General features: G+C 70.4%; 24 protein-coding genes. 14 read left to right on the top strand and 10 right to left on the bottom strand.

What is annotated here, in order from left to right:
* Nucleotides 1-20 precede the first annotated feature (20 nt).
* Nucleotides 21-869 carry a 16S rRNA (cytidine(1402)-2'-O)-methyltransferase gene (gene rsmI, locus ABD120_RS25830; RefSeq protein ID WP_343952650.1) on the bottom strand — a complete coding sequence of 283 codons (849 nt, stop codon included), beginning with the start codon at nt 867-869 and terminating at the stop codon, nt 21-23.
* A gap of 78 nt (nt 870-947) precedes the next feature.
* Here rsmI and ABD120_RS25835 point away from each other — a divergent pair, with 78 nt between their 5' ends.
* Together ABD120_RS25835 and ABD120_RS25840 are read left to right on the top strand one after the other, a co-directional pair.
* On the top strand, nt 948-2,561 hold the full coding sequence (locus ABD120_RS25835; protein WP_343952651.1) for a dolichyl-phosphate-mannose--protein mannosyltransferase: 1,614 nt from the start codon (nt 948-950) through the stop codon (nt 2,559-2,561).
* Nucleotides 2,562-2,674: 113 nt separating this feature from the next.
* Nucleotides 2,675-3,856: a hypothetical protein gene (locus ABD120_RS25840; RefSeq protein ID WP_343952652.1), complete on the top strand. Its 1,182-nt coding sequence runs from the start codon at nt 2,675-2,677 to the stop codon at nt 3,854-3,856.
* On the opposite strand, the gene ABD120_RS25845 is transcribed toward ABD120_RS25840, so the two are convergent.
* Complete coding sequence (locus ABD120_RS25845; RefSeq protein WP_343952653.1) at nt 3,843-4,955, bottom strand: DNA glycosylase AlkZ-like family protein; 1,113 nt, start codon at nt 4,953-4,955, stop codon at nt 3,843-3,845. The two genes, ABD120_RS25840 and ABD120_RS25845, sit on opposite strands and share 14 nt — an antisense overlap.
* Nucleotides 4,956-4,992: 37 nt before the next feature.
* On the opposite strand from ABD120_RS25845, the gene ABD120_RS25850 reads away from it, so the two are divergent.
* Nucleotides 4,993-6,393 (top strand): GNAT family N-acetyltransferase, encoded by a 1,401-nt coding sequence (locus ABD120_RS25850; RefSeq protein ID WP_343952654.1) that lies wholly within the window; start codon nt 4,993-4,995, stop codon nt 6,391-6,393.
* Here ABD120_RS25850 and ABD120_RS25855 read toward each other — a convergent pair.
* Entirely contained in the window at nt 6,347-7,480 is a 1,134-nt protein-coding gene (locus ABD120_RS25855) for a class I SAM-dependent methyltransferase (protein ID WP_343952655.1), read from the bottom strand. The genes ABD120_RS25850 and ABD120_RS25855 overlap by 47 nt on opposite strands.
* Nucleotides 7,481-7,968: 488 nt before the next feature.
* Entirely contained in the window at nt 7,969-9,180 is a 1,212-nt protein-coding gene (locus ABD120_RS25860; RefSeq protein WP_343952656.1) for an MFS transporter, read from the bottom strand.
* A gap of 158 nt (nt 9,181-9,338) precedes the next feature.
* On the opposite strand from ABD120_RS25860, the gene ABD120_RS25865 reads away from it, so the two are divergent.
* The 3 genes from ABD120_RS25865 to ABD120_RS25875 all read left to right on the top strand — a co-directional run bounded on the left by ABD120_RS25865 (nt 9,339) and on the right by ABD120_RS25875 (nt 11,925).
* On the top strand, nt 9,339-9,668 hold the full coding sequence (locus tag ABD120_RS25865; protein WP_343952657.1) for an ArsR/SmtB family transcription factor: 330 nt from the start codon (nt 9,339-9,341) through the stop codon (nt 9,666-9,668).
* Entirely contained in the window at nt 9,661-9,909 is a 249-nt protein-coding gene (locus ABD120_RS25870) for a hypothetical protein (protein ID WP_343952658.1), read from the top strand. The genes ABD120_RS25865 and ABD120_RS25870 overlap by 8 nt, the downstream gene beginning before the upstream one ends.
* Nucleotides 9,910-10,020: 111 nt before the next feature.
* On the top strand, nt 10,021-11,925 hold the full coding sequence (locus tag ABD120_RS25875; RefSeq protein ID WP_343952659.1) for a serine hydrolase domain-containing protein: 1,905 nt from the start codon (nt 10,021-10,023) through the stop codon (nt 11,923-11,925).
* 13 nt (nt 11,926-11,938) lie between these two features.
* Here ABD120_RS25875 and ABD120_RS25880 read toward each other — a convergent pair whose 3' ends face one another.
* A complete protein-coding gene (locus ABD120_RS25880; RefSeq protein ID WP_343952660.1) occupies nt 11,939-12,517 on the bottom strand; it encodes a TetR/AcrR family transcriptional regulator in 579 nt (192 codons plus the stop codon).
* Nucleotides 12,518-12,581: 64 nt separating this feature from the next.
* On the opposite strand from ABD120_RS25880, the gene ABD120_RS25885 reads away from it, so the two are divergent.
* The 3 genes from ABD120_RS25885 to ABD120_RS25895 all read left to right on the top strand — a co-directional run bounded on the left by ABD120_RS25885 (nt 12,582) and on the right by ABD120_RS25895 (nt 15,985).
* Nucleotides 12,582-13,706, top strand: a complete 1,125-nt coding sequence (locus tag ABD120_RS25885) for an FAD-dependent oxidoreductase (RefSeq protein WP_343952661.1) — start codon at nt 12,582-12,584, stop codon at nt 13,704-13,706.
* Between the two features lie 131 nt (nt 13,707-13,837).
* Complete coding sequence (locus tag ABD120_RS25890) at nt 13,838-15,367, top strand: B12-binding domain-containing radical SAM protein (RefSeq protein WP_343952662.1); 1,530 nt, start codon at nt 13,838-13,840, stop codon at nt 15,365-15,367.
* Between the two features lie 3 nt (nt 15,368-15,370).
* The gene (locus ABD120_RS25895; protein WP_343952663.1) at nt 15,371-15,985 is read left to right on the top strand and encodes a LysE family translocator; all 615 of its coding nucleotides are present in this window, start codon (nt 15,371-15,373) and stop codon (nt 15,983-15,985) included.
* 106 nt (nt 15,986-16,091) lie between these two features.
* On the opposite strand, the gene ABD120_RS25900 is transcribed toward ABD120_RS25895, so the two are convergent.
* Nucleotides 16,092-16,919 carry an SDR family NAD(P)-dependent oxidoreductase gene (locus ABD120_RS25900; protein ID WP_343952664.1) on the bottom strand — a complete coding sequence of 276 codons (828 nt, stop codon included), beginning with the start codon at nt 16,917-16,919 and terminating at the stop codon, nt 16,092-16,094.
* A gap of 97 nt (nt 16,920-17,016) precedes the next feature.
* Between ABD120_RS25900 and ABD120_RS25905 the strand changes: the two genes are divergently transcribed.
* The 4 genes from ABD120_RS25905 to ABD120_RS25920 are packed head-to-tail and all read left to right on the top strand — an operon-like array spanning nt 17,017 to nt 19,151.
* Entirely contained in the window at nt 17,017-17,589 is a 573-nt protein-coding gene (locus tag ABD120_RS25905; protein ID WP_343952665.1) for a TetR/AcrR family transcriptional regulator, read from the top strand.
* Between the two features lie 26 nt (nt 17,590-17,615).
* On the top strand, nt 17,616-18,248 hold the full coding sequence (locus tag ABD120_RS25910) for a TetR/AcrR family transcriptional regulator (protein WP_343952666.1): 633 nt from the start codon (nt 17,616-17,618) through the stop codon (nt 18,246-18,248).
* Between the two features lie 2 nt (nt 18,249-18,250).
* Entirely contained in the window at nt 18,251-18,535 is a 285-nt protein-coding gene (locus tag ABD120_RS25915; RefSeq protein WP_343952667.1) for a DUF6204 family protein, read from the top strand.
* Between the two features lie 43 nt (nt 18,536-18,578).
* The gene (locus ABD120_RS25920; RefSeq protein WP_343952668.1) at nt 18,579-19,151 is read left to right on the top strand and encodes a hypothetical protein; all 573 of its coding nucleotides are present in this window, start codon (nt 18,579-18,581) and stop codon (nt 19,149-19,151) included.
* A gap of 67 nt (nt 19,152-19,218) precedes the next feature.
* Here ABD120_RS25920 and ABD120_RS25925 read toward each other — a convergent pair whose 3' ends face one another.
* The 3 genes from ABD120_RS25925 to ABD120_RS25935 form a co-directional block, all read right to left on the bottom strand.
* Nucleotides 19,219-20,535 (bottom strand): FtsX-like permease family protein, encoded by a 1,317-nt coding sequence (locus ABD120_RS25925; RefSeq protein WP_343952669.1) that lies wholly within the window; start codon nt 20,533-20,535, stop codon nt 19,219-19,221.
* Complete coding sequence (locus ABD120_RS25930; RefSeq protein ID WP_343952670.1) at nt 20,532-21,257, bottom strand: ABC transporter ATP-binding protein; 726 nt, start codon at nt 21,255-21,257, stop codon at nt 20,532-20,534. The genes ABD120_RS25925 and ABD120_RS25930 overlap by 4 nt, the downstream gene beginning before the upstream one ends.
* A 113-nt stretch (nt 21,258-21,370) precedes the next feature.
* Nucleotides 21,371-22,255 carry an NAD(P)-dependent oxidoreductase gene (locus tag ABD120_RS25935; RefSeq protein WP_343952671.1) on the bottom strand — a complete coding sequence of 295 codons (885 nt, stop codon included), beginning with the start codon at nt 22,253-22,255 and terminating at the stop codon, nt 21,371-21,373.
* A gap of 49 nt (nt 22,256-22,304) precedes the next feature.
* Here ABD120_RS25935 and ABD120_RS25940 point away from each other — a divergent pair, with 49 nt between their 5' ends.
* On the top strand, nt 22,305-22,712 hold the full coding sequence (locus tag ABD120_RS25940) for a MerR family transcriptional regulator (protein WP_343952672.1): 408 nt from the start codon (nt 22,305-22,307) through the stop codon (nt 22,710-22,712).
* Between the two features lie 32 nt (nt 22,713-22,744).
* On the opposite strand, the gene ABD120_RS25945 is transcribed toward ABD120_RS25940, so the two are convergent.
* Nucleotides 22,745-24,076, bottom strand: a complete 1,332-nt coding sequence (locus ABD120_RS25945) for a serine/threonine protein kinase (protein ID WP_343952673.1) — start codon at nt 24,074-24,076, stop codon at nt 22,745-22,747.
* Between the last annotated feature and the right edge of the window lie 36 nt (nt 24,077-24,112).

The raw sequence follows: 24,112 nt of genomic DNA on the forward strand, positions 1-24,112 counted from the left end.
AGTTCTTCACGAAGCGCACCCTATGGGGTGGCGGATCTCCTGTGAACCGCGTCGTACAGCTCACGCTTGGGGATCCCGGCGGTCTTGGCGGTGTCGGCGATGGCCTGTTTGCGAGGGGTTCCGGCTGCCGTGAGGCGTTCGACCTCGGCGATCAGCTCGTCCATGTCGGCCTCCCCCTCCGGTGCGGCGTACCCGGCCACGACCACCGTGATCTCGCCCTTCACCCCGCCCGCCGCCCACTCGGCCAGCTCGGCGAGGCCGCCGCGCCGTACCTCTTCGTAGGTCTTGGTGAGCTCGCGGCAGACTGCGGCGGGACGGTCGGCCCCGAAGGCGGCGGCCATCGCCTCCAGCGACTCGGCCAGGCGATGCGGCGACTCGAAGAAGACCATCGTCCGCTCCTCCTCGGCGAGCGCGGACAGGCGGCGGGAGCGTTCGCCCTGCTTGCGCGGCGGGAAACCCTCGAAGCAGAACCGGTCGCTGGCAAGGCCCGACACGGCGAGCGCGGTCGTGACCGCCGACGGGCCCGGCAGCGCCGTGACCGTGATGCCCGCCTCGACCGCGAGGCGGGTGAGGCGGTAGCCGGGATCCGACACGCCCGGCATTCCGGCGTCCGTGATCACCACCACCGTACGGCCGTCCTTGAGCGCCTCGACGAGTTCCCGGGCGCGTCCGGCCTCGTTGGCGTCGTAGTAGGAGACGACCCTGCCGGTGATGTCGGCGCCGAGTTCCGAGGCCAGTCTGCGCAGTCTTCTGGTGTCCTCCGCGGCCACCACGTCGGCGCCCTCCAGCGCCTGCCTCAACCGGGGAGAGACGTCACCCGCCTGCCCGATGGGGGCCCCTGCCAGCACCAACCTGCCGTTGCTCGTCACCCGACCATTGTGGCAGGGCACCCCGATTGGGCCGTGTTTCTTAGGTAAGCACCGGGTTGGGGCCCGTACGATGTCCGAATGGCCGTGACCGATTACCAGTACCAGGCCGTGGACGAGCGGAAACGACCGTCGTCGGTGCGCGACCGCCTGGTCCCGCCGATGCCCGGCAGCGCGCTCTGGGGCTGGCTGGGGCCGTTGCTGGTCACGGTGTTCGGCGCGATCCTGCGCTTCACGAACCTGGGCCATCCCAAGGCCGTCGTGTTCGACGAGACCTACTACGCCAAGGACGCCTACTCGCTGGTCACCTGGGGCGTGGAGAAGACCGCGATCAAGGACGCCGACAAGGCGCTGATGGCGGGCGGCACCGACATCTGGCAGAAGTGCGCGCCGGACGCGCTCGACAAGTGCGCCTCCTTCGTCGTGCACCCGCCGCTCGGCAAGTGGATGATCGGCCTCGGCGAGTGGCTGTTCGGCATGAACCCGTTCGGCTGGCGCGTCGCCGCCGCCGTGGTCGGCACGCTGTCGATCTTCCTGCTCGCCCGGCTGGCGCGGCGCATGACGCGCTCGACGCTGCTCGGCTGCTTCGCCGGGCTGCTGCTGGCCATCGACGGCCTGCACTTCGTGCTGTCCCGTACGGCACTGCTGGACATCTTCCTCATGTTCTGGATCCTCGCCGGATTCGCCTGCCTGGTCGTCGACCGCGACCGGATGCGCGAACGCCTGGCCGACTGGCACGACCGCTCGCCGCTGTCGGCGACCGGCCCCGGCCTCGGGCTGCGGCCGTGGCGCCTCGCGGCCGGGCTCTGCCTGGGCGCGGCCTGCGCGGTCAAGTGGTCCGGCATCTGGTTCCTGCTCGCGTTCGCCGTGATGTCGCTGGTCTGGGACATGGGGGCGCGCAAGGCGGTCGGGATCCGCAGGCCGTACCAGGGAGGATTCACCAAGGACGGCCCGCAGTGGCTGGCGGCGGCGGCGCTGGCGCCCGCGCTCGCCTACATCGCGACGTGGGCGGGCTGGTTCGCCAGTGCGGGCGGCTACGGCCGCGACTGGGCGCGGGCGACCTCGTCGGGACCGTTCTACTTCGTCGTCAGTTCCTTCCGCTCGTGGTTCGGCTACCACCTGCAGGTGCTCGGCTTCCACGAGCGGCTCGCCTCCACGCACCCCTACCAGTCGGAGCCCTGGCAGTGGCCGCTGCTGCTGCGTCCGGTGGCCTTCCACTACGAGGGCAAGAAGGGCGCCTGCGGCGCCGCGCAGGACTGCTCGGAGGCCGTGCTCGGCGTCGGCACGCCGGTGATCTGGTTCGGCGCGGCGGCCGCGCTGCTCGGACTGGTCGTGTGGTACGTCACCAGCCGTGACTGGCGGGCGGGCGCGGTGCTGCTGGCCTACGCGGCGGGCCTGCTGCCGTGGATCTACTACGCGGTCGCCAACAACCGGACGATGTTCCTGTTCTACGCGATCCCCATGCTCCCGTTCATGATCCTGGCGATCACGCTGTGCGCCGGGTGGCTGATCGGCCCGGCGGGCGCGGCGGGGTCGCGGGCGCCGCTGCGGCGCACGGTCGGCGGTGCCGTCGTGGGCGCCTTCGCGCTGCTGGCCCTGATCAATTTCTGGTGGTTGTACCCGGTCCTGTCGGCCGAGGTCATCCCGTACGCGGAGTGGAAGGCGCGCATGCTGTTCGACAAGCGGTGGATCTGACCCGATGATCGGCAACATTCGCGGGGTTCCGTAGGGTAGTCGCTGTGCACGACCCAATACGCACTGGATTCGGTCATCGTCAGCCCCGGGGTCCATACGGCAAAATTCGAGGCATGAGTGCACCGGATGTCATCGCCCTCCTCGCCGAGTTGGAGCGCTCCGAGCCGGACCTGGCCGACGACGCCAGAACCGCCGTCGAATGGCTCACCGGTGGCGAGCCGCTGGAGACGGTGACGCAGCTCGACGTCTGCGAGTTCCTCTGGTACACCCTGCCGCTGAAGGTCGGCGGAGACCACGAGCGCCTGGCCCGCTCGCTCGGCAGCCTGCTGCGGCTCGGCGGGCTGGAGCGCTATGCGGCGTTGTGCGAGTCCGCGGAGACCCTCCGGATCCTGGACGTCTACACCGGAGAGGGCGAGGACGCGGGCACCTCCGCCTACCAGGAGGCCCTGGAGGGCACCGGCGTGCTTCCTCCGGACGTGCCCGACCTGTGCTGGAGCATGATCATGGGGCCGGAGGAGCTGGGCGCGCACGTGGCCTGCTCCGCCGCACTCGAACTCGCGATCCTGTCGGGCGACGAGGTCGACCGGGGCGCGCTCACCCGGCGCTGGCTCACCGAGCCGCGCGCCGAACTGGGCGGCGACAGCTGGCTCAACCGCGTCCACGGCGAGCGCCTCAACCGGTGGGTGCTCGGCAGAGGCCCCGCCCGGCGCGACCTGGCGCAGCCGTTCGAGGTACGACTGCACGCGCCGATCTCGCCGCAGCCGCTGCCCGCGCTGGAGCGGCTGCTCAGCCGGGCGGCCTCCGACAGCCTGCCGCTGCGCCTGGCGCCGTCGCCGGAGGCGGTGCGGCTGCGCGAACTGGCCGAGCACGATCTCGGCGCGCTGAGCCGCGACGGTGCCCGCCTCACGATCACCGACGTCGGACGGCTGCTGCTGAGCACGCCGGAGGCGATGTGGACGGCCGTCACCGGGTTGCTGCTGGCCCGGGTGGGCAACGAGTTCGCGGTCTCGGTCCGCGAGGCCGCGCTCATGCTGCTGGCCGACGGCAGCGTCATGTCTCCCGCCGAACTGCAGGCGCGGGTGTCCGAGATCGTCGGCGGCGAGGGCTGGCGGCCCGCCACCGGCCGCGAGAACCTCGACCGGCCGCTCACGGGCCTGGTCAGCCAGCTCACCGCGCTCGACCTCGCCTTCGGAGACGAGTTCGCCGTACGGCTGACGCCGGGAGGTCACCTGGCGGCGCTGACGGCGCTGCGTTCGCACGCGCTGCGGCCCAGGCAGTACGTCAGCACCGGCTGATCTCGACCTCCAGGCAACCGCTCAGGTCGGCGTACGGCCGCGCCTCGGCGAGAACGGCCTCCTGGTCCACGGCCTGCGCGGCGGTGATGGCCAGTGTGGTGCCGCGCCGCCGCCACAGCCCGGCGACCTCGCCGCCGTCGAGGACGACGCCGGGGCCGTCCGCGCCCGGCCAGATCTCGTCGCGGATCGCGGCGTCGGGGACGAGCGTGTCCCGGTCACGCGACTGGAGCAGCGGCTCGTACGGCGCCAGCAGCCGGATCCCAGGCGGAGCGCCGCCGAGGGTCAGTTCGGGCACGTCGGCGGTGAGCGCGTAACGGGGGCCTGCGGCGTATCGGATCTCGGTCAGCTCGGGTTCGACCAGCGCCCACGACCGGCCCGCGTAGTGTCGGCTGACGCCCGCCCATGCGGCGAAGTCGGCGCAGGTCGTGGGCGCGTACAGGCTGAGGTAGCGCCGTACGAGCCCGGCCCGTGCCGACCGGTCGGCGGCCGGGCGCGAGAGCCACTGGTCGGCCCGCAGCACCGCGACCTCGCCACTCTTCCTGGGGACGATCGCGAACTCGCCGGTCAGGGACGCGGCCCTGGCGAGGACGGCGGTCAGCGAGCAGAACAGGCCGGGTTCCGTCCACGGCGCGAACTCGGCGGGCAGTCGCGGCGCCAGTGCGCGGCCGAGCTCGCGCAGCGTGAGGGCGCGGCCGTCGAGGGCGTCGCGGGTGGCGGCGATGACGAGTTCCATGGTGGCGCTGGCGCTGCGTCCCATGGCGTCGAGCGTCGGTAAGAATCCGGGTAGTTGGGCCCGCCACGACTCCTCGTCGTCGGGCAGCAGGCCGGTGCTGAACAGCGGCAGTTCGTCGCTGTTGACCAGGCAGGGGGTGCCGCGCAGGCTCCAGAGCTGGACCAGGGTGCGGTCGGCCTCGACCGCCTTGGCCACGTGCGCGGCGTCGACGTCGGCTCTGGCCCGCAGCGCGAGCACGGCGGAGCCCTGCGGGCTGTTCTGGGGTGCGGTGGCCGCGGCCTGGCGGAGCTCGCCTCGCTGGTGGAGCCGGTGGCGCCGCAGACGGAAGGCGACGACCTGTTCTCGCTCGACGGTGGTCTGCGTCATGACAAAGGGACCATATCCACCCTTAAGATCCGGAGCCATGACTGTCATCGAGGTTCCGCAAACGCGTGGTTCGTCGTCCGCCACCGCCTCCCGGCTCGTGGAGGGCGCGTCGCTGCTGGCCGACCTGGTGCCCGGACACGAGCGGGTGCGGGTGGCACCGGGTGACACGCTGGCCGAGACCGCCGCCCGGGTGCGCGCGGCGCTGCCCGGAGACGGGTTCGTGATCACGGTGGGCGGTGACTGCGGCGTCGAACTGGAGCCGATCGCGCGGGCGGTGCGCAGGTACGGCGAGCGGCTGGCGGTCGTGTGGTTCGACGCGCACGCCGACCTGAACACGCCGGAGACCTCGCCGTCCGGCGCCTTCCACGGCATGGTGCTGCGGACGCTGCTGGGCGAGGGGCCCGCCGAACTGGTGCCGGACGCGGTCCTGCGTCCCGAGCAGGTGGTGCTGTCCGGGGTGCGGGCCATGGACGAGGGCGAGAAGGGCGTGGTGCCCGATTCGCGGCAGGTGCCCGACGGCACCACCGCCGTGTACGTCCACATCGACCTGGACGTGCTCGACCCGTCGGTGTTCTCCTCCGTCGGCTGCCCCGAGGTCGGCGGACTGCTTCCCGGCGAACTGCTCGCGCGGGTCACGGCGCTGGCCGAGCGGTACGAGATCGCCGGGCTCGGCATCACCGAGTACGAGCCGGCCTCCGCGCGGGATCGGCAGACGCTGGCCGAACTGGTCCCCGCGCTGGTCGAGGTGTGCGAGGCGGCCGCCCACTGGCAGGTCGAGCGGCGCGCCGCCTCGGCTTGGCCCGCCGTGGACGTCGTGGAACGTTCCGGCTGGCTGCTCCGCCACACGCCGGGGGTGCCGCGCAAGCGGTCGAACTCGGCGCTGACGCTGTTCTCCGGAGCGTACGAGCCGGGAGTCGTCGAGGACTTCTACGCGGCGCGGGGGCTGCCGGCCCGCGTCCAGATCGGACCCGCCTCCCGACACCGGGATCTCGACGCGCTGCTGGACGCACGCGGCTGGGAGATGGACGGCGAGGTGCGGGTGATGACGGCTTTCGCCGGTGATGTGCCCGCCGCCGAGGGCTGGGCGGTGGTGGACGACGCGGAGCTGTGGACGGGTCGCGACCACCCGGACGTTCAGATCCTGTCGCGCATCGCCACGCCCGCCGCCTACCTCAGCGTGCCAGGGGCCGGAAAGGCGCTGGTGGTGGCGGATTCGGGCTGGGCCGGGGTGTTCTCGATGCGGACCGAGCCCGCATACCGGCGCAAGGGCGTCGCCGCCGCCATCCTCGCCGAAGCCGCCCGCTGGGCGCTCTCACAGGGCGCCGACCGTATGTACCTACAGGTCGAGAGCGACAACCACCCCGCCCTCAGCTTGTACGGCAAGGCCGGCTTCACCGTGGCCTACAGCTACCACCACCGCCTGCTGCCTCGCCCTTGACCCCGGTCATCAGGCGCACCCGGACCCGCATCCGCACGGACCCGTCCGGCTCGCACAGGCGCTCTGCGGTCTCTGTCACGACCCTGCGCGCTTTGTCCCTGTCGCGGGCGGCGATCCGGTTCATCGTCCCCCGGTAGCCGCTCAGCCACAGGTAGTCCCACCAGGTGCCGAGGTCGGGCATCACCACGTCGAACGGCTCGTCCGCGACCGCGACCGCGTCGAACCCGGCGTCCTGGAGCAGGGCCGCCTCCTTGCCCGCGTGGGCGGACAGCACCGGTGCCGCCCCGGTCAGGAACGGTTCCAGCGCCTCGCCGACGACCGCCCACCGCTCGGCGAACCCGGACACGAACACGCTCACGCCGAGCCGTCCACCCGGTCGCAGCATGCGGTGGAAGGCGCGGACGGCGTGCTCGGGCTCGGGCAGCATGCGCAGCACGAATCCGGACACCACGGCGTCGAACGAGTTCTCCTCGAAGGCGGGCCACTCGACGTCGCCCTTCAGCACCGCCACCTGCGACAGCCCGCGCCTGGCCGCCTCGGCGGCGGTCTCCGCCACCATCCCCGGCGACAGGTCGATCCCGTGCACCTGGCCTTCCGGCCCCACGGCCGCGGCGGCCGGGAACAGGCACGCGCCCCGCCCGCATCCGGCGTCGAGCACCCGCTCGCCTCGGCGCAGCCCGAGCAGGCCGACCAGCCGCTCGCCGACCTGGCCGTAGAACGGCGAGCCCAGCCGGTCGTAGTGGGCGGCGATCTCGTCGTAGGTCCGCGCGACCACCGCCTTGCGGCCCGACCAGTCGGGGCGGTTCATGGGGGCGAGGTCGGCGAGGGCCGCGAAGTACTCCTGCGGGCTGATCTCGAAGGGGGCGAACTCCTCCAGGTCGCGCTGGGCGAGTTGGTAGTAGGTCAGGCCGCCGTAGAGGTCTTCCTGGTGGTCCTCGTCGTAGGCGGTGACGACGCCGGTGGCGTACACGACGACCTGGCGGTGGGCGAATCCGTCGGCGTCGATGGCCAGGTAGTAGACCGAGGTGCCCCAGTGGGAGTAGGAGTCGCTCCGGTCCTCGTGCCAGGGACGGCGGTAATACCTCATCGGGCCGCTCCAAGGATGCGCGGCAGGCTGGTCGGGTGCTCACGCGAGGGGAAGGGCGCGTGTCGGGCCGCTGTTCCTGCCTGTTCTATGGGTCTTACGGGTGTCGGCATGTTGCCGCTCGGCTCCCATCATTCGCAGAAGCACTTGAACGGCTCCCGCAGGTATGAGCCCGTTCCTTTTGACTTTGATGGCAGTGCGACAACACTCCCACAAGATCACGATCAATGCCACGCACTTGGTGAGGCCGCATACAGGCGATCCTTGAGTGTTTCCGCACTCTCCGACGCCTACCGCAGGAGAGCGCACATGTCCGCAAACGAAATTCCGCCAGGCCGTGCCCCGCACCAACCTCGATCCAAGCAAACAGCATCCGAATTACCTACTTCAATCCATGGAGAACTTTCTTTACGGGAAACACCGCCACAATGAAACCGAATTACGCGATATATGCGCCATTATCGGGCAGCCCGTCCCGCGAACGGGTGCGGTCAGCGGGCCCGGAAGGTGACCATCGCCATCACGGCCGCGACCAGCCCGCCGCAGACCATCACCGCCGACACGGACCACGTGTCGACCACGACCCCGCCCAGCAGGGCGCCGACGGCGAACGTCGCCTGGAAGGAGGAGGTGAACAACACGGTGGCGGCCTCCGGCGCGTGCGGCGCGGCCCGGAGGAACAACGCCTGCGAGCACACGGGCACGGCGCCGTACGCGAGCCCCCAGAGAACCAGCAGGCCCACGGTGCCCGCGACCGTGTCCCCTGCCAACGGCAGCAGCAGCGTCGCGGCCGCGATCAGCGCACCGGTGACGGCGAACACGCGGCGCGGATCACGGGTGAGATCAGCGGCAGCCGCCACCCGACCGCCGGACACCGCCGCCGTGGACCTGCGACGGCGCAGGCCGGTCAGGAAGTTGCCCGCGATGCCGGCCACACCGTACGCCAGCAGGACCGCGCTCACCGCCGCCGGAGGCAGCCCGGCCACCTCCCGCAGGAACGGCGCCACATACGTGTATGTGCCGAAGTGCGCGAGCACCAGGAGCGCGGTGGCCAGCAGGGCGAGCGCGGTGGCCCGGCCGCGCAGCAGCCCGAGCAGGACGCGGGCGCTCGTGACCTGGTGGGCGGGTAGCGGCGGCAGCAGCACCAGCAGCGCCACGAGCACGAGTACGGCCAGCGCCGCGAGGGCCCAGAAGGCGGCCCGCCACCCTGCGAGCTGGCCGAAAAGAGTCCCGAGGGGGACGCCGAGCACGGAGCCGAGCGGCACGGCGGAGAAGATCAGCGCGGTGGCCGTGGCGACCGAGCGGGCGGCCACGATCCGTCCGGCGAGCCCGGCCCCGATGGACCAGAAGCCGCCGATGGTGAACCCGACCAGCACCCGGGACACCAGCATGACCTCGTACGACCGGGCGAGGGCGGCGAGCACGTCGGCCACGGCGAGCACCGCCATGAGCAGGCACAGCATGACCCGGCGATCGACGCGGGCGGTGGCCAGGGTGACGGCGGGCGCGGCGACGGCGGCGACGAGGCCCGGCAGCGTCATCGTCAGTCCCGCGACGCCGTCCGAGACGCCGAAGTCGGCGCCGATCTCGGGCAGCAGGCCGATCGGCAGGATCTCGCTGGTGACGATGGCGAAGACCCCGGCCGTGAGCGACCCGACGGCGAGCCAGTCGAGCAGCGGGCGGGCAGGCGCGAGCGTGGGCATGGGCAGTCCGTTCGAGGGAGGGAAGCGCCGGATCAGGCAGTTCAGCCAATCAGCCGCGGCGCTCCGGCCACCGGCGGGTTTCGGACACCACCGACATCAGTTGGCGTCACCGGTTTTCATCTGTAAGCTCTGACTAACAGATGGAAGGACGGGATGCCTTGACGAGTGAAGAGCTGCTGACCGTGCTGACCGGGCTGGGCCATCCGCTGCGCCTGCAGATCATCGGAGAACTGGCCACCGGACGGGTGCACGTCAGCGAGCTGGCCCGCCGCGTCGGGGTGTCCCGCCCCTTGCTCTACATGCACCTGGAACGACTGGAGAAGGCAGGTCTCGTCGAAGGCCGCCTGGAACTGTCACCGGACGGCAAGGCGATGAAGTACATCGAACTGCGACCGTTCAGCTTCACCCTTACCGTCTCGACCGTCCTCGCGGCTCTCCACGCCGACCAGGAGAAAGGACACTCCCGTGCAGGAGACCGCAGTGACTGACCTGCCTTCCGTCGTGATCCCCATCACGATCGTCCTGCTGCTGACCGTGACCGTCACGCTCTGCATCCGCTTCTACTTCCGCTACGAACGCCACCGCACCGAGGTCCTCACGGCGGAGCTGGCCAGGAACCGTGAACAGGCCGAGCGCGCCGTCCGACAGCAGGAACACTCGCAGACGCAGATCGCGGAGCTGACCGCCCGCATCGCGGCGCTGGAACACCTGCTGCGCAACGTCGGCTGAAAAGCTCCGGGGCGAGCGGCAACTCACCCCGGAGCGGGAAACCCGTACGACCACGCCGCGAGCGGCGTGTCTTCAACGCATACGCGCTTCCACAAGAAAGGAGAGCAGCTCATGCTGCTCGAACGCAAACCGGCGATCCGGCGCGCCCTCGCCGCCTGGTCGGCGGGCGTCGCCGTACTTCTCGGATCCGCCGCGCCCGCGAGCGCGGACACGAGCCTCACGCGGTTCGTCGACGACCACGTCACCGCCCAGCTGAAGCGCCATGAGATCCCCGGAGCCGCCGTGGTGGTGGTGACGAACGACAAGCAGACCTTCGCCAAGGGGTACGGCGTCGCCGACCTCGCCACCGGCCGCGCGGTGGACGCGGAGCAGACCGTGTTCGCCCCCGCCTCCGTCGCCAAGCTCATGACCGCCACCGCCGTGATGCAACTGGTCGACAAGGGGCAACTCTCCCTCGACACGGACGTCAACGACTATCTCCGCGACTTCCGCATCGACGACACCTACCCCGGCAAACCGGTCACGACGGCCCACCTGCTCACCCACACGGCCGGGTTCGCCGGCGGCGACCGGGGCACCGGCGCGGCCTCCCCCAAGGACATCGGCGAGCTGGGCGCCTACCTGGCCGACCGCCGGCCGGCCAGGGTCCGTCCGCCCGGCGTCACCGCCGTCTACTCCAACTTCGGCATGGGACTGGCCGGCCACCTGGTCGAACTGCGCTCCGGGCTGCCGTTCCACGAGTACATGCGGAAGAACGTCTTCGAGCCGCTCGGCATGTCCAGCACCACCTTCGCCCAGCCGGAACCGGATGCGATCTCCGGGGCCCTGGCCGTCGGCTACCGCCTGGCCGGCGACCGGCAGATCCCGGCGGCCGGTGCGAGGTACGGCCACATGCCGCCGCACGGCGCCGGATTCCGCACGACCGCGACCGACATGGCCAAGTTCATGCAGGCGCACCTGAACGACGGCGGCGCCATCCTCAGCCCTGAGTCCGCCCGCCTGATGCAGAGCCGCCGGTTCGGCAACGCGGAGGGCGCGAACGGCCTCGGCTACGGCTTCCAGGAGTACACGCGCAACGGCACCCGCCTCATCCTGCACCGGGGCAACATCCCGGGCTACTTCGCGATGCTGGCGCTGATCCCCGAGCGCGGGGTCGGCATCTACGCCCACTACAACGGCAGCGGCAAGGGCGGCGCGGACTCGGTCTGGGCCCTGGTCGACGCCTTCGCCGACCGTTACGCCGCGCCTCGGCAGGACGCCCCGCCGACGGGCGAACTGCCGGATCCCTCCGGGTTCGCCGGCACCTACCGCTCCCTCCAGGGGGCGGACGCCGAGGACTTCAGCAGGATCACCACGCTCATGAGGACCACCACCGTCACCGCCCAGAGCGACGGCACCCTGACCACGGCGGGCACCAGTGGGCACGGACCGGTGGAGCCACGGCAGTGGACCCAGGTCTCGCCCGGCCTGTTCCAGGAGAAGGGCGGGCATCGCCGCATCATGTTCCGCGAGGACGGGGTGCTGGCCACGGAGAACCCGTCCGACCCGCTGCAGAAGGTCGCCTGGTACCAGCTTCCCGCCCTGCACCTCGGCACCCTGGCCGCGAGCCTCGGCATCCTGGTGCTGTCCACGCTGGTGTGGCCGGTGGCCCTCGCCGTACGGTCCGCCCGCCGCCGTCCCGCGCACGCGGGCACGGCCCGCGCGCCGCGCCTGGCGGGCCTGCCGGGCTGGGCGGCGGCGGCGCTGGTCACAGCCTCCGCCGCGACCCTCGTGGTGTTGTTCGCCGACTTCGACGGCAACCAGGCGGCCTACTTCCTGGGCGGCTCTCCCCTGCTGACGCTCATCGGGACCATGCCGCTCCTCGCCGCCGTCGCCACGGCGGGGGCGGCGGTGACCACGGTGCTCGCCTGGCGGCGGAAGTGGTGGAGCCGGTTCGGCCGCGTCCATCTCACCGTGGTGACCGTCGCCGCCACGGCCTACCTGGTCGTCGCGTCGGCCTACAACCTGCTCGGCTGAGCGGCCCTTCCTGTCACGGCGCCTCGCCGTCGGCCAGCGCCCCCGTGACGATGGCGCGGGCGAGGCCGTGGACCATGTCCGCCTCGACCTGCTCGGGCAGCATGGTCACCAGGCTGTACAGCGCGCCCGCGTACAGGGTGATCAGGGTGGGGACTCTGTCGGGCGGGACGGCGAGCCCCGCCCGCGTGTGATGGCGGGCGGTGAGCTGGACCGTGGCGTCCAGGATCGAGGCGAGGATGCGGGCCAGTGCCGGTCGGCGGGTGGCCTCCAGCTGGAGTTCGAAGACCGCGACGTAACGGTCGCGGTTCGTGGTCGCCGCTTCGAGCAGTGAATGCGACAGCAACTCGACGAGCCGGAGGTCGCCTTCCGTCACGGCCTGCTCCATCTCGGCGAGGTGCAGTTCGGCGACGCGTTCGGCGGTGGCGACCAGGAGCGCCTCGCGGCTGCGGTAGTAGTTCGAGGCCGTCCCCGGCGGGAGCCCGGCGGACCGCTCGGCCGCGCGGTGGGTCAGGCCGTGTGCCCCTGAGGTGGCCAGGAGCTGTATGGCGGCGTCGGTGAGGGCTCGGCGTCTGGCCGGGTTAAGAGGCGGCACACCACCATGATAGACAGTATCCGTACTACAACGATCGTAGTGAATACTGCCCCATGGAGCGGACATGGAGATCCTCGTCATAGGTGGAGGGGTGGGCGGGCTGGCCGTCGCCCGCGCGATGCTGGCCAACGGCCATCAGGTGAGCGTCTACGAGCGGGCCCCCACGCTCAGAACGGGCGGCGCGGGGGTGACGGTCTTCAGCAACGGCCACGCCGTGCTCGACGATCTCGGCGTCAGCCTGGACGGAGTCGGCGGGCGCATCGACCGGCTCGACCTGATGACGGCCGACGGACACCTGCGCCTGGGCCAGAACCTCGCCCACACCGCCGCCCGCTACGGCTTCGAGACCAAGACCGTCGCCCGCCGGCACCTGCTGGAGCGACTGGCCGCCGGCCTGCCCGACGACCTGATCCGATTCGGCATGGGCTGCCGGAGCGTGTCGCAGGACGGCAAGCGGGTCGCCGCCACCTTCGACGACGGCTCGACGGCCACCGCGGACGTGCTCATCGGGGCCGACGGCCACCACTCCGTCGTACGGCGCCACCTGTGGGGGGACGGACGCGTCCAGCCCGCGACCTACGGCACCTGGCAGGGCCTCAGCGAGATCGACATCGAGCTCACCCGCTCGACCCGCGCCCTCATGATCACCGGTAGGGAGGGCGCCTGCGGGCTCATGCCTGCGGGCGACGGCCTGTTGCAGTGGTGGTTCGACGTCCGCTGGACGCCCTCGCGACCCCGGCCCGCCGCCCCGCTCGACGCGCTGCGCCGCCGGTTCCGGGGATGGGCCTCACCCGTTCCCGAGGTGCTCGCCGGCGCCCGCGAGGAGGATCTCGACTTCTTCGGCCATCATTGGAACAGGGTGGACCCGGTGTGGGGGAAGGGCCGCATCAGCGTGGTCGGCGACGCCGCCCACACCATGCCGCCCACGCTGGCGCAGGGCGCGAACCAGACCCTGGAGGACGCGTGGGTGCTCGGCCGCGAGTTCGCCGGCGACGGCTTCGACCCGGTGCGGCGGCTGCGCGCCTTCGAGAGGGCCCGCTACCCGCACATCTCCCTGGTGTCCCGGATGACCAAGCACAACCCGTCCAACCGGCGCATTCCCCGGGCGATCGGCCGGTTGGTCCCGGAAACCCTCCAGACCAGCATGCTCAGGCGCTTCAGCAACCGGCTGACTGCGCAGACCTCCTGACGAAGCGCACCCTTTACACCCTTGACCAGACGCGGTCAATGCCAACTATCTGTCTGCGTCTCACCTGTTGATACGGCGCCCGAGCCCGAGTGAGAGTGAGCGTACGTCCGACTTCTGAGAGAGGGCCCGTGATGACGAAGAAGGTACGACGTGTCCTGCTCGTCAACGCCGGTAGCGACGACGACTTCACCGCCATCGCCAACGACGGCACCTTCCCCGCGCTCGGCGTCGTCTCACTGGCGACGGTGCTCAAGCACGACCATCCGTACCTCGACGTGATCGCCGTGGACGGGCAGATCACGCCCATGACGCAGATCGAGGAACTGGTCGCGGACTTCGAACCCGATCTGCTCGGCGTCGGCGTCCTCGCCACCTCGTACGGCAACAGCCTCCGCCTGGCCGAACTGGGCAAGAAGCACGGCGCGGTCACCGTCTTCGGGAACGACCAGGCCACGGCCATGGCCGAGCGGATCCTGCGGCACCGCGAGGCCGTCGACTACGTGTGCGCGGCCGACGTCGGCGAGTTCGCCCTGTCGGCCCTCGTGGACGCCCTCGACGGCGAGCGCCCGCTGGAGACCGTCCCGGAACTGCTGTACCGCACCCCCGACGGCATCGCCCACAACCGGCTGCCCGAGATACCCCCCGACCGGATCAAGGGCAGCGGCGGCGCGCTCGCGAACGCGGTCTTGGACGCCATCCCGGTGCCCGACCGGACGCTGATGCCGGAGCACAACTGGGACCGGTACCTGTCCAACTACCTGAACCGCTACGGCGGTTTCCACACCGGCGAGCAGATCACCGGCGTCACCACGATGAACCGGGCGCGCGGCTGCGCCCGGGTCAAGGCGCCCTGCCATTTCTGCGGCATCATGGACCTCAGTCTGCGCTTCTCCTCGCCGGAGCTGTTCTGGCAGGACGTCCGCACCGCGCAGGACCAGATCTCGGCGCGGATCTTCTACGAGTCGTTCGACAGCATGAGCAGTTCGCCGCGCTGGGTGAAAAGCCTGGTCGACGCCAAGCCGGACGACATCGGCGACCCCAAGTTCTTCGTGTACACGCAGGCCGCCGAGACCACACCCCGGCTGGTCGAGCTCTACCGGCGACTCGGCGTCTACCGGGTCAACATGGGCCTCGAATCCGGGGACACCCGGATGCTCAAGGTTCTCAAGGGCCCCCGCGACAGCCTTGAGAACAACCGGCGCGCCGGCCTGCTGTTCAAGGAGGCCGGGATCCCCATCCACGGGTCCCTGGTCCTGGGCGGGCCGGGCGAGGACCAGGAGAGCCTGGAGAACACGGTCGCCTTCGCCCGCTGGCTGATCGACAACGAGATGATGTCCTCCCTGGAGGCCCAGCCGCTCTACCCCGACTTCGGCGCCCTGACCGGCAAGTGGCTCATGAACCCGACCCTCGCCCGGCAGGTGGCGAAGGAGAAGGGCTTCGAGATCCTGGACGAGGCCCTCCTCGACTCCATGCCGGACAAGTACGGCACCAGCGACATGGTGGACTTCGATGAGGTCTCCAGAGACTGGTGCACGATCTTCAGCCACGCGACGTGGGACGAGCTCATCGAGGCCACCCTCACGATCAGGTCGTACGCCTCCGGCCAGGGCACCGTGACCGGATCCGGCCGGATGACCAACGCCGAACTCGAACCACGCTGAGCGGTGCTCCCGCTGCTCGCCGCGACGGCGCTGGCGTGCGCGCTCGTCGTCCTGACCCCCGGGCCGGGCGCGCTGATGGTGCTGCACCTCGGCGCGAGCGGCGGCCGGCGCTCCAGTCTCGGCTTCGTCCTCGGCCATATGGCGGGCGACCTGATCTGGACCTTGCTCGCCCTGCTCGCACTGCGCTGGGCACGGCTGGTCTCCCCCGCGTTCTTCGCCGTGCTGACCGTGGTCAGCGCCCTCTACCTGATCTACCTGGGGGTGCGCGCCTTCACCGGCGCGCCCACGCGGGAGACGGCTCCCGCCGGCACCCGCGCGGCGCTGCGGGGCGCCGTCTTCGGGATCACCAACCCGAAGAGCTACCCGGTCACCCTGGCCGTCTTCGCCGCGCTGCTCGGGGACCGGATCGAGGTGCTGACGGCGGCCGCGATCCCGATGTTCCTCACGGCCGCGCTCGTGGGCAGCGTGTCCGCCGGAGCACTGCTGGCCTGGATCTCGGGCCTGCGCGTGGTGCGCGAGACCTACCGCAGGGCGGCCGGGACGATCAGCCGTACGGTCGCCCTGGTCTTCTTCGCCTTCGCCGCCTGGTCGCTGGTGCAGTTCTTCACCTCCCGCTGAGGCATGGATGATCAGTTGAAATTACGGATCTCCCCGGGATCCACCAGTTGTGCCTCGGCCGCGAAATCCACGGGCGCGGGCATGGACCGGGTCAGCTCCCGCCTCTCTAGACGTGCAGGAGGTGGCTGGTCAGGCCGTACAGGCGGTGGGCGGCGGACGGGTCGAGCGTGGGCAGCGAGGGTTCGAGCGCCCGGCGGCGGTCGTAGGCCAGCAGCCCGCCCGTGCCGGGCGGGTCGTCCATGAGCTCGATGATCGGCGCGATGGCCCGCTCGACCGGCTGGGCGGCGAGCCTGGCCAGCAGCTTGATGACGGTCTTGACGGGTTGGCGGAGGTGGTCGGTGCCGCTTTGGGTGAAGCCGGGGTGGTGCAGGAGGTAGCGGGTACGGGCGTCCGGGTGGTTGCGCGCGTACGCGACACCGAGCAGGTCCGTGGCGCGTCCGGCCTGCAGCATGGCCTTGACGGTGCTGAATCCGGATTTGAGCGACAGGTCGTCCCAGTGGATGCGGCCCTTGCTGGCGCCGACGCCGCAGATGTTCACGATCATCGGGTTCTCGCCGCGTTCCAGCAGGTCGGTCAGGCCGTAGGCGAGCAGGAAGCGGCTCACGTAGTAGAGCGCGAAGGTGCCCTCGTAACCGTCGGCGGTCTCCACCCGCCGCGAGAAGGGGCGGAGCGCGGTGCACACCAGACCGTCCAGTGCGTCGTACCGTGCTTTGATCTCGCCGACCACCCGGTGGTTCTCGGCCGCCGACGCCAGGTCGGCCCGCAGAAACTCGGCCCGCTTTCCGGCCCTCAGCCCGGCCGCCTCGTCGAGGAACCGGCGCCCCCTGTCCGGGTCGCTGCCCACGACTGTCACCTGGGCGCCCTGGCGCAGGAGGTGCAGGGCGAGCCCTCGGCCCATGCCGCTCGTTCCACCTGCCACCACGTACGTTCGCATTACACATCCTTCAAGTCATCGAACGCTGACTTGTGGAAACGTAGCACAGCACCCGCATACAATGTCAACGGTCGATGACCTAGCGAGGGAGCCCGCGTTGCAGAAAAGGGACAGAGAAGCCACCCGGGCCCGCCTCCTGGAGGCCGCCAGGCTGCGGTTCGCCCGCGAGGGCTACGACGCCACCAGCGTCCGCGACATCGCCGGGGACGCGGGCGTCGACGCCACGCTGATCTTCCGCTACTTCGGCTCCAAGAAGCAGCTCTTCGACCAGGCCACCACCGCCGACTCGCCCGCCGACCTGCTCGCCGGCCCGCCGGAGGAGCTGGTGGCCCGCATGGTGCGTACGGTCGTCGACCACGACTGGACGGCCTACGGCGGCGAGCACCCCCTGGTCGCCATGCTGCGCTCCTCCGCCCACGAGGACACCCGGCTGCGTATCCGCGAAGAGGTCTGCCACACCTACGTCGACGCCCTGCGCGACCTGGCCGAGGGCGAGGACACCGCATTGCGGGCCGAACTGCTCAGCGCCTGGATGGTCGGCATCGGCATCCTCCGCTCGGTCGTGGCCACCCCCGCCCTGTCCGAGGCCCGCACCTCCGACCTGGCCCCGCACATCGCGACCGTCGCCACAGCCCTCCTGGGCCGCCCCATGTCGGGAAACACAGACTGACTCCAAATTTGCAATAGACTCCAAATATGTCACTTCGAGAACGGAAGAAGCTTCAGACTCGGCGGCGGATCGCCGACGTCGCCGTCGAACTGTTCGTGGCACGCGGATTCGACCAGGTCACCATCACCGAGGTCGCGGCCGCCGCCGAGGTGTCGGTCAACACCGTCTACAACTACTTCACCTGCAAAGAGGATCTCGTCCTGCCGCCGGACGAGGCGTCCGCGCGGCGGCTGGCCGACATCGTCCTGGAGCGGCCCATCGGGCAGTCGGCGGCCGGTGCCGTCCTGACCCGTCTGCGGGAGGAGGTGCGCAGATGCGATCGCAGCGTCGGATTGACCGAAGGGTTCGGGCAGGTGCTGCAGATGATGCGCGGCGCACCCACCCTGACCGCCCGACTGGAAGACCTCGGCCGTGAGATGACAGCGGTGCTCACCTCGGCGCTGGCGGAGGAGACCGAGGCGGCACCGGACGATCCGCTGCCGCGGGTCGTGGCCTGGCACCTGGGAAGCCTGCACTCACTCGTGTACGCCGAGGTCGCCAGGCGGACAACGCTCGGCGAATCGCCCCAAACGATCTCCGCCGCCGTGCTGGACCTCCTCGACGGCGTCGAGGAACTGTTCGGTGAACGCCTTCTCGCCTACGCCGTACGAAGGGGCTGATCATGTTCAGAGTAACGATCCGAGGCAAGTTCCAGGGGCTCGGCGAGGACGGCCGCGCTGCGGTGCGCGCGGCGGGCGACACCGCCTACCCCGAATCCGGGACGTTCACCCATGACCAGGACGTGACCGCCTTCACCTTCCGCTGCCAGGTGCCTGCCGCACCGGACGACGGCGAGGACGAGGCTGCCCTCGGGGCCATGGCGGCGCTGGACGCGTACGGGCACCCGTACAAGATCCTGAAGATCGCGGTGACGGACATGCGCGACATCAAGATCCGCCGCCGCTGAACGTCTGCCGAACCTTTCGCACATTCGTCGCATCCAACCCAGCATGCACAAGATCCAGAAGCTCGCCGCCCTGTCCGTGTTGCCCGTCGTCGCGGTTCTCGTGGCGTCCCCCGTCCAGGCGGCAGAGCGCCCCGCCTGCCCGGTGCCCAGCAAGGCCGAGGAGAAGCGATCGGGCGACGCCAAGGGCGACCAGCCGCCCAGGGGTGCCACGGCCATCAAGGGGGTCAAGGTCGCCTACATTCCGACGGGCTTCACGAACGGACAGGTCGTCGTCAACAAGAAGAACGGCCTCACCGAGTACAGCTACCAGTGGTCGGACGACCGCAGCGAGGTCGACCGCCGACACCGGTCGCTGTGGGTCCGGGTGGTGTGCTGGCCGCAGGCGAACTCGACGGCCCAGCTCAAGAACGCGCCGTTCGACCTCGGGACGTTCTCCGGAACCACCAAGACCGTGAAGATCGGCGAGCGCCGTGTGCTCACCCAGGTGGGCGACGGCGCGCTGGGCCACGGCAGGTATGCGGGCTGGGTCGAGCGCAAGGGCGTCGTCGTCACCGTGATGGCCAGCCAGCCTCTCGTACCCGAACTCACGAAGATCATCGAGGGCATCGGACTCTGACGCCGGACCGGAACCGGCTCACCCGCGACCGCTCCCGGCTTCCCCCGGTCACCGTCACGGGCGCCGGTCAGCCATCGTGCCGAAGCGACCCGTGCCGTGCCTTCCGGGTGGAGGTCAGCGCTCCGGCCAGGCCGCTCACGGCGCAGACGAGCACCAGCCCCGCGTACTGTGGCACGGAGTAGGCGAACCACGGCCGGCCGGTCGCGGCCTCGCCGAGCGCGGTGAGCGATGCGGCGGCGATGCCGGTTCCGAGCAGCGCCCCGGCGCACGTCACGGTCAACGTCTCCCAGCACACCATCCTGGTGAGCTGCCGCGGAGTGATCCCCAAGGTGCGCAGCAGCCGAATCTCCTCGGTTCGCTCGGTCATCGTCATGGCCGTCGCGTTGAGCACCGAGATCACGGTGTAGGCCACCGCCGATCCCACCAGCATCGGGGCCGCCCACGCCGACGGCCCCGTGCGGGTGACGCCCGCCGCCGCGTCGCCGGTCGCCACCGCGAACAAGAAGGTGCAGGCGAGTGCGACGGTCAACATCGCCGGGGACGCGGCCGCCATCGCCCGGCGTGGCTGGGCGACCAGCGAGGACCCGGCCAGCATCCCGGCGCCCGGGTCGAGCCGGACCGCCACGGCTCCGAGCAGCCGGCCCATCCCTCGCAGCGCGACGGGACCCAGTGCGGACGCGCCCACGCAGAGCGCCATCGTCGCCCCCAGCCCGGTCGGCACTGCGGCCACCGCCTTGACCTGCGGCACCAGGAACAGCAGCGCGATCCCCCCGCCCAGTGCCACCGCTCCGGAGACTGCCCTGGGCCAGGACAGCAGCCGCCGCTGCGCCGCGCTCTCCCGCAGCACCTCAAGCGGTCCCACGCGCACCGCCTTGCGTGCCGCGCCCCGGGCCGCCAGCAGCGTCACCGCCAACCCGACCACCAGCGCCAGGATGAACGGCCCCGACGTGACCTCCACCGGCACGCTCGTCGGCGCCAATCCGGTCATCCGCATGAACTCCGCCATCGCCGCGGCGTACGGCACGGCCAGCACGCAACCCGCCGCACTCGCCAGCACGGCCACCACCAGCGCTTCCGCCGTGACGAGCCGGCGCACCTGCCGAGGTGTCATGCCGACCGACCGGAGCAGCGCCCAGGTCCTGCGCCGGCGCAGCACGTGCAGGCTCAGCATGCCCGCGACCACGAAGACCGACACGAACCCCGACACCATGGCCGACAGCACCAGCAACCCTACGACGCCGCTCAGGTCGTCACGGGCTCCGGCGCCGGCGACCACCATGCCGCTGCCGCCCACCAGCATCACGGCCAGGAGCACCGCCGCGAACGACGCGGCGAAGCTCATTCGATCGGTCCGGACGTTGTTCCAGGCCAGGAGAAGTGTCACCGGCGGCCGCCCAGTCGCATGCCGATCCGGTCGGCCGAGGGCCTGTCCAGGACGTCCACGATCTGCCCGTCGGTCAGGAACAACACGCTGTCGGACTGGGCCGCCGCCTGCGGATCGTGCGTGACCATGACCACCGTCTGGCCGAACGCGTCGACCGCTTCCCTCAGCAGTGCCAGCACCTCGTGCCCGGCACTGCGGTCCAGCGCCCCCGTCGGCTCGTCGGCGAACAACACCTCCGGCCTGCCGAGCAGGGCGCGGGCGATCGCCACCCGCTGCTGCTGGCCACCGGACAACTGCGCCGGGCGATGCCTCTCCCTGCCGGCCAGGCCGACCCGGTGCAGCAGCTCGCGCACGCGGGACGGGTCGGGCCGCCGCCCGGCCAGGCTGCTGGGCAGGATCACGTTCTGCCAGGCGGTCAGCGACGGCACCAGGTTGAACGCCTGGAAGATGACGCCGACCTGGTCGCGGCGCAGCACCGCCAACGCCTTCTCCCTCAGGCGGGTGATGTCCCGCCCGGCGATGCGAACCGCCCCCGAATCCGGCCGGTCCAGCCCCGAGGCACACTGCAACAGTGTGCTCTTGCCCGACCCCGACGGGCCCATCACCGCGGTGAAACTGCCGCGTGGAAACGCGACGCTGACCTGCCGGAGCGCGGCCACCTCGGTTGCCCCCTTGCCGTAGGTCATGGTCACCTCTTCAAGGAGAACCGCATGATCATCCATGATCGACAGCCTGTCGGAGCGCGCTCCCCGAACCATCCGGTATCCCCCCGAACAATCCCTGAGCCTGATCAGTTGAGCTGGGCCCCGAAGCGGGGCATGGCTGTGGCGGGAGGTCAGTCGTTGCGGGGTTTGCCGAATTCCTCGATCAGGACGGGATACTGCTCCCCACCGTGTCCGGCGGCGATCGAGCGGTCGGCCATCGCCTTGATCAACTTCGGCAGTTCGGCGTTGACGCCCACAGCCTCGCTCTCCTCGATGAGGTGTGCCATCGCCCGTGCGTCGGTCTCCAGGGCCGACACCTCGGCGGGGAAGGAGCCGCTGTCGATCTGCTCGGCATATCCAGGCAGCCAGCCGGCCACACCGGCGGCGATCTGCTGCGCGAACGGCGCATACGTTGCGGCGTCCACCCCGGCCGTCCTGAGCAGGGCCGTACCCTGGAGCCAGGCGTTCAGGACGCTCCACATCATGGCGAGGCCGGCCACGTCGTACAGGGAGGCCAGCCCATGGTCCGCGCCAAGGTAGGCGACGGTACCGAGCGCGTCGAGCGTCGACTTGTGCGCCTCGAAGTCCGCCTGCGGCCCGCTGTGCAGAATCACCGCCTCAGTGGTCCCGATCGCCGACGGGATGGCCATGATGGCACCGTCCAGGTAACGGGCGCCGCGCTGCTGGGCCCATCGGGCGGCTTCCCTGGCCTGGGTCGAGTCGCCCGAGGTCAGGTTGATCAACATAGGGCCGTCCGGCTCGATGTCGCTCGTATCGAACAGCTCGCGCATGGCCTGGTAATCGGTGACGCAGATGATCGCCAGGGGACTCGCCTTGAGCGCGTCGCCAACCGTCGGCGCCAGCCGTGCACCTTCGGCCACCAGCTGGTCGGCCTTGGAGACCGTACGGTTCCACACGGTTGTGGGATGCCCGGCCTTCAGGAACGCGCCGGCGAGTGCGCGGCCCATCAGTCCGAGTCCGATGACTGTCACAGGTGAATTGGTCTTGCGGTCCATGGGAGCATCGTCAACGTTGATACCGATATGAAGGTCAAGTGAGGATTCGATGCTGATCGGGGAACTGAGCCGCCGGACGGGAGTGAACGCCCACCAGCTGCGCTACTACGAAGCCCAGGGCCTGCTGAAGGCAGACCGCGGCACGAACGGTTACCGCGAGTACGACGAGACAGCCATGCTCCGGGTGAAACAGATCCGGCACCTGCTCGGCGCCGGACTGTCCTCTGAGGACATCGCGTACCTGCTGCCCTGTGCGGTGGGAGAGGCCCCGGAACTGCTCGGATGTCCCGATTTGGTGGCCGCGATGCGCTCACGGCTGCGGCGACTGGACGATCAGATGGACAGGCTCGCCCAGTCCCGTGCCGCTCTTGCCGACTACATCGATGCCGCCGATCGGATGGCCGGCGAGAGCTACCCACCCTTTGACGGCGCCGACCAGGAGCCCGTCCCCGCCTGAGGGCCGCTTCACGAGACCTGGCGACCAGCTTGCTACGCAGGCAGGTTCTCCCAGCCGACCAGCACAAGGCGGAAAAGCTGGTTCGGCCCACCGTGACGGGTGTACTGAACGATCGGCGCGTGGTCGTCGGTGCGGGCTCCGAGGACGTCCAGCCGCTTGCCGGCGAACGTCCCGATCTCGAACAGGCCCTGGCCGACCGGGTGGAGAGAGAACCGCTGGTTCTCCCCGCCGTGGCGGCTGTACTGGACGATCGGGGTGAAGTCCTCGGTGCTGGCACCCCAGACGTCCAGGCACTTGCCGGCGAACGTCCTGATCTCGTACAGCCCATCACCGACCGGGTGAAAGGTGAACTGCTGGTTCGGTCCACCGTGGCAACTGTGCTGGACGATCCGCGTATGGTCTGCGGTGCTGACGCCCCAGACGTCCAGGCTCCTGCTGGCGAACGTCCAGATGTGGAACGGGCCCAACGGGCCACTGTCGAGTTGCCGCAGCGCCTGCGCGAGGGCAGCGGCGTCCGGGTACCGCCGGGCAGGGTCTTTGTCGAGCAGAGTCAGCACGAGATCGTCCCAGTCGGGCGGGACACCCTCGGCCACCGAGCTGGGTGCCGGCGGCTGCTGGGTGAAGTGCGCGGTGAGGTAGCCCATGGCATCGGGGGCCTGGAACGGCAGCCGCCCCGTGATCAGCTCGAAGAGAAGGCAGCCCAGGGCGTACAGGTCGCTGCTGGGTTCCGGGTAGCCGCGTGCCTGTTCGGGGGCCATGTACGCGGGTGTGCCCACGATGAAGCCCGTCCTGGTGACCCGGGTCGCGATGGGATCGGCTGCCCTGGCGATGCCGAAATCGAGGACCTTCACGACGCCGGACGGTGTGACGAAGATGTTGGACGGCTTGATGTCCCGGTGCATGATCCCGGCTTTGTGCGCGTCGTCGAGCGCCTCGCAAACCTGCGCGCCCCACCGGGCCACGTTCGGCAGAGCGACGGCGCCTCGTTTCAACACCGCGTCCAGGCTCTCGCCGCGGACCATCTCCATCACCAGGAACGGGACACAGTCGTTCCCTGTGCCGATCTCGCCGAGATCGTGGACGGTCACCGTGTTGGGATGCTGTAACCGGGCGGTGATCCGTGCCTCACGCAGAAACCTGGCGCGTTCCTCATCGCCGCGACTTCCGCCACCGGCGAGCTGGGAGATCACCTTGACGGCGACGGGACGCCCCAGAGTCTCGTCTCGCGCCTCCCACACCTGCCCCATGCCACCTTCGCCGAGCGCTCGCACCAACCGGTAGCGGCCCCCGAGAAGTTGGTCTCTCACTGCTACCCCTCCCTCGTTGAGAACATTCCCGTCACTGCTGGTGCGAACCGGCGCCATGAAGATCGCGACGCGACAGACCCGCTATCGGGGAAC

The sequence above is a fragment of the Nonomuraea longicatena genome (genome assembly GCF_039525605.1).
Lineage (GTDB): Bacteria > Actinomycetota > Actinomycetes > Streptosporangiales > Streptosporangiaceae > Nonomuraea > Nonomuraea longicatena.

Excerpts from the sequence above, each read along its gene's own strand:
- ABD120_RS25855 (WP_343952655.1), bottom strand. The coding sequence starts at position 7,480 with ATGAGGTATTACCGCCGTCCCTGGCACGAGGACCGGAGCGACTCCTAC.
- ABD120_RS25850 (WP_343952654.1), top strand. The coding sequence starts at position 4,993 with ATGACTGTCATCGAGGTTCCGCAAACGCGTGGTTCGTCGTCCGCCACC.
- ABD120_RS25910 (WP_343952666.1), top strand. The coding sequence starts at position 17,616 with ATGTCACTTCGAGAACGGAAGAAGCTTCAGACTCGGCGGCGGATCGCC.
- ABD120_RS25930 (WP_343952670.1), bottom strand. The coding sequence starts at position 21,257 with ATGGATGATCATGCGGTTCTCCTTGAAGAGGTGACCATGACCTACGGC.
- ABD120_RS25875 (WP_343952659.1), top strand. The coding sequence starts at position 10,021 with ATGCTGCTCGAACGCAAACCGGCGATCCGGCGCGCCCTCGCCGCCTGG.
- ABD120_RS25945 (WP_343952673.1), bottom strand. The coding sequence starts at position 24,076 with ATGGCGCCGGTTCGCACCAGCAGTGACGGGAATGTTCTCAACGAGGGA.
- ABD120_RS25935 (WP_343952671.1), bottom strand. The coding sequence starts at position 22,255 with ATGGACCGCAAGACCAATTCACCTGTGACAGTCATCGGACTCGGACTG.
- ABD120_RS25835 (WP_343952651.1), top strand. The coding sequence starts at position 948 with ATGGCCGTGACCGATTACCAGTACCAGGCCGTGGACGAGCGGAAACGA.
- ABD120_RS25885 (WP_343952661.1), top strand. The coding sequence starts at position 12,582 with ATGGAGATCCTCGTCATAGGTGGAGGGGTGGGCGGGCTGGCCGTCGCC.
- ABD120_RS25900 (WP_343952664.1), bottom strand. The coding sequence starts at position 16,919 with ATGCGAACGTACGTGGTGGCAGGTGGAACGAGCGGCATGGGCCGAGGG.
- ABD120_RS25940 (WP_343952672.1), top strand. The coding sequence starts at position 22,305 with ATGCTGATCGGGGAACTGAGCCGCCGGACGGGAGTGAACGCCCACCAG.
- ABD120_RS25840 (WP_343952652.1), top strand. The coding sequence starts at position 2,675 with ATGAGTGCACCGGATGTCATCGCCCTCCTCGCCGAGTTGGAGCGCTCC.
- ABD120_RS25890 (WP_343952662.1), top strand. The coding sequence starts at position 13,838 with ATGACGAAGAAGGTACGACGTGTCCTGCTCGTCAACGCCGGTAGCGAC.
- ABD120_RS25845 (WP_343952653.1), bottom strand. The coding sequence starts at position 4,955 with ATGACGCAGACCACCGTCGAGCGAGAACAGGTCGTCGCCTTCCGTCTG.
- ABD120_RS25920 (WP_343952668.1), top strand. The coding sequence starts at position 18,579 with ATGCACAAGATCCAGAAGCTCGCCGCCCTGTCCGTGTTGCCCGTCGTC.
- ABD120_RS25915 (WP_343952667.1), top strand. The coding sequence starts at position 18,251 with ATGTTCAGAGTAACGATCCGAGGCAAGTTCCAGGGGCTCGGCGAGGAC.
- ABD120_RS25860 (WP_343952656.1), bottom strand. The coding sequence starts at position 9,180 with ATGCCCACGCTCGCGCCTGCCCGCCCGCTGCTCGACTGGCTCGCCGTC.